The organism is Sphingobacterium alimentarium (assembly GCF_004342685.1).
GTDB classification, from domain to species: domain Bacteria; phylum Bacteroidota; class Bacteroidia; order Sphingobacteriales; family Sphingobacteriaceae; genus Sphingobacterium; species Sphingobacterium alimentarium.
Window position 1 is genome coordinate 1 of the sequence record NZ_SMBZ01000093.1, and the last position, 2,687, is coordinate 2,687.

Sequence of the window (2,687 nt, forward strand, 5' to 3'; positions counted from 1 at the left end):
TGTGATCGGTAAATAAAACTACACGATTTTTGGCAAATATGACTACACAATAATTGGCAAGAATGGTGCAGAATAATTGGCAAGAACAAGTGCAGGATTATTGGCAAGAATGAATACATAGTTCATCTTCCGGGGCTATACCCCGAAAGAAAAAACAACCTTTGTGATCAAGAAAAAAAACAAGGGTATTAATGAACTATTATTTAAACAAACTTATGACCTATCATGAAGTTCACAAGCTTTCTCGTGAGGGCTTTTCAGTATCAAAGATCGCAGATTACCTAGGAATGAACTGGCGTACAGCCAAACGTTTGCTCAGTCAGAGTGAGGACGAATTTGAACGCGATCTTTCAACGCCTAAAGGTAGAAAGAAAACGTTGGAAGAGTATACGGAATTTGTACGGAAGAAATTGGAGAGCCATAGCGACACCTCTGCCTCGCAGATGCACGACTGGTTGAAAGAGCATCACCAGGACTTTCCCTCGGTAAGCCAGAAGACGATTTTCAACTTTGTACACTCAGTAAGAACCCGGTACAATATCCTTAAAAAAGAAGTGGTAAGAGATTATACCATGGTAGCTGAGCTTCCCTATGGGGTTCAGGGCCAGGTTGATTTCGGATTTTACAATATGGCGACCACTTTGGGCAAAACCCGCAAGGTACAGTTCTTTACGTTTGTACTTTCCCGCTCCCGGTATAAGTTTGTCCTGTTCCAGGATAGTCCTTTCAGCACGCAGGATGTGATCGAGGCACATGAACTTGCTTTTAAGTATATAGGCGGCATTCCCAAAGAGCTCGTTTATGACCAGGACCGCTTGTTCATTGTATCGGAGAACTTTGGTGATATTGTCCTAACATCCGAGTTCCGTGCCTATGTGAGACAACGGGGCTTCTCCACCTATTTCTGTAAAAAGGCAGACCCCGAGTCAAAAGGAAAGGTTGAAAACGTCGTTGGGTATGTAAAGAAGAATTTTCTGTATAACCGTTCCTACAAAGATCTGGAGACCTTAAATGCGGAAGCCATTGCATGGCTGGGACGGACAGCCAATGCATTGGAACATGGCACGACCAAACTTTTACCACAGCAGCAGCACGATATTGAGAAGACATTTTTAGAGCCCTTCTGTCCCCTGGAGTTAGACGTTAGGCCATTACCGCTCTATGCTGTGCACAAGGATAATAAAATATCTTACAAAGGCAATTTCTACAGCGTGCCTTTTGGTACCTATAAAGGGAATAATACGAAGGTCCAGCTAAAAGTGTCGGGAACCGAACTTATAGTGATCGATGAGAAATACGGAGAACTTTGCCGACACGAGGTCAGCCTGCTCAAAGGCCAGAAAATAATCTCCAGCAACCATAGACGTGACACCAATACGGCCATCGTGGAAATGATGCGTGAGTTCAGTGAGCTGATGCCGAACAAATTACAGGCATTGGAGTGGATAAGCCGAATCAGAAACCATAAACCCCGATATATCCGTGAGCAGATACAATCATTAAGGACAACCGTTACAGGGCTGGATGCCAACATCGCCTGCATGGCTATGGACTACGCCTGCGCCAACGACATCCTGAGCGCAGGAGACTTCAACGCGATCGTGGAATCCCTAAAAAGGGAGCAGCAGAATGAAATGCGATCAGATCCCAAAATCGTCCAGTTAAATCCCTTGGACGGCCAAAGCAGGCGTATAGCAGCAATGGATCCAGAGCGTTCAGACCTTGAAAGCTACGACAGCCTCTTTGCTAATTAAAAATGATTAACCCCGATGTTGCTGGATACTGCCAGCAACATCATTACAACAAAAAACAAATGGAAAAACAAAAACAAGAAATCAAGCAGCTGTGCAGCAGCTTTCGACTCTCGGCAATCGGGGCCAATCTGGAGGAGATCATTGCAGAGGCCGAACAGGACAACCTGGGTTTCGTTCAGTACACGTTAAAGCTGTTCAAAAGTGAAGCGGACCATCGTCAGAGCAGAGATCAGATACGCAGGACCAAAGAGGCGGGCCTGCCACGAAATAACAATCTGAACCTTTACCAAACAGAAAGAAATGGACTAAAAAGTGAGCGCCTGGCGCAACTAAGGGAACTCAACTGGATCGACCAGCTCTTTAATATCGTGCTGATGGGACCAAGTGGCACTGGCAAGACGGCCTTGGCCGCAGGACTTTGCATGGACGCTGTGAAGGCCGGCTACAAAGTATATTTCCGGACCATGGATGAGATCTTGAATACCCTAAAGACAAAGGACTTCGTTAAATCAAAAATGGTCGAATACAAGAAACTAATCAAAGCAAACCTGATCGTTCTTGACGATATCATGCTCTTTCCGCTAGAAAAGAACATGGCTGTTGCTTTCTTTAACTTCATAAACCAAATTTACGAACAGACTTCAATCATCATTACAACCAATAAGAAACCGACAGAGTGGGCTAAAATGTTAGATGACGAAGTAATTGCCACTGCCCTGTTGGACCGCCTTCTATTCAGGTGCGAGGTGATCAATCTAACAGGAGAAAGTTACCGAATGGAAAATAGGAAAACTTTTTTTGAACCTTCAAATTAATGACATACTTTTGAGGCGTACTATGTATTCATTCTTACCGAATACTCTGCAGTAATTCTTGCCAAAAACTCTGCAGTACTAATTGCCAAAAACTCTGCATTATTATTTACCGTTCACA

2 protein-coding genes are annotated in these 2,687 nt (G+C 44.1%); both read left to right on the forward strand.

The genetic code is table 11. The annotated features are described in order from the left end of the window. Window positions 1-191 precede the first annotated feature (191 nt). Complete coding sequence (gene istA / locus EDC17_RS16650; protein WP_132779348.1) at window positions 192-1,754, forward strand: IS21 family transposase; 1,563 nt, start codon at window positions 192-194, stop codon at window positions 1,752-1,754. A 2-nt stretch (window positions 1,755-1,756) separates the two neighbouring features. Then, window positions 1,757-2,569 (forward strand): IS21-like element helper ATPase IstB, encoded by an 813-nt coding sequence (gene istB, locus EDC17_RS16655; protein ID WP_243646194.1) that lies wholly within the window; start codon window positions 1,757-1,759, stop codon window positions 2,567-2,569. The last annotated feature ends 118 nt before the right edge of the window (window positions 2,570-2,687 follow it).

Coding starts and splice junctions, on each gene's coding strand:
- istA (WP_132779348.1), top strand. CDS start 192: ATGAACTATTATTTAAACAAACTTATGACCTATCATGAAGTTCACAAG.
- istB (WP_243646194.1), top strand. CDS start 1,757: ATGATTAACCCCGATGTTGCTGGATACTGCCAGCAACATCATTACAAC.